Genomic DNA, 514 nt, shown 5'->3' on the forward strand with positions numbered 1-514 from the left:
GAGAAAGCAACTTACTAGAAGGATCTTGATTTATCATATCATTCTTGTATAAATATCTAAAATAGCTCGGTATGGCAGCAACATTCCTAGATATTGTAGATGCAGAGAGGCCCATCTTTTCTAAATTAATTAAATAACAAGGAAGATTAGTATTAGTTATTTTCACAATGGTTAAAGAATTGGATTCGAGGGAGTTAATCACATTATGAACATCCCTTTCATAGGATGCTATAGTATTTTGGGATGATCCTTTTTCAGTTTTTAAATAGTCTAAGAACTTAGATACCGTATCTCTCATTATTTTCTTCCTTTGCAGTACTTCATATACATTTGATTATAATATATTTTACTCCAAAAGTCGAATATTTTTTACAAATTTATGGCAGAAATGTACCATTTTACTAATTGAGGGTTTACGTAAGTTTCCATAATACCGCCTACAATAGTGAATATAATGCATATTATTAGGACGAAAAAATATTCTATAAACAAATGTTTATAGAATATTTTTTCG

General features: G+C 28.8%; 1 protein-coding gene. It reads right to left on the reverse strand.

Annotated features, from left to right (window positions below; all coding sequences use genetic code 11):
• The coding region (locus ACX6CF_RS26470) for a site-specific integrase (RefSeq protein WP_458788375.1) at nt 1–298 on the reverse strand (298 nt) is incomplete at its 3' end.
• Between the last annotated feature and the right edge of the window lie 216 nt (nt 299–514).

This window comes from Vallitalea sediminicola (assembly GCF_054408565.1).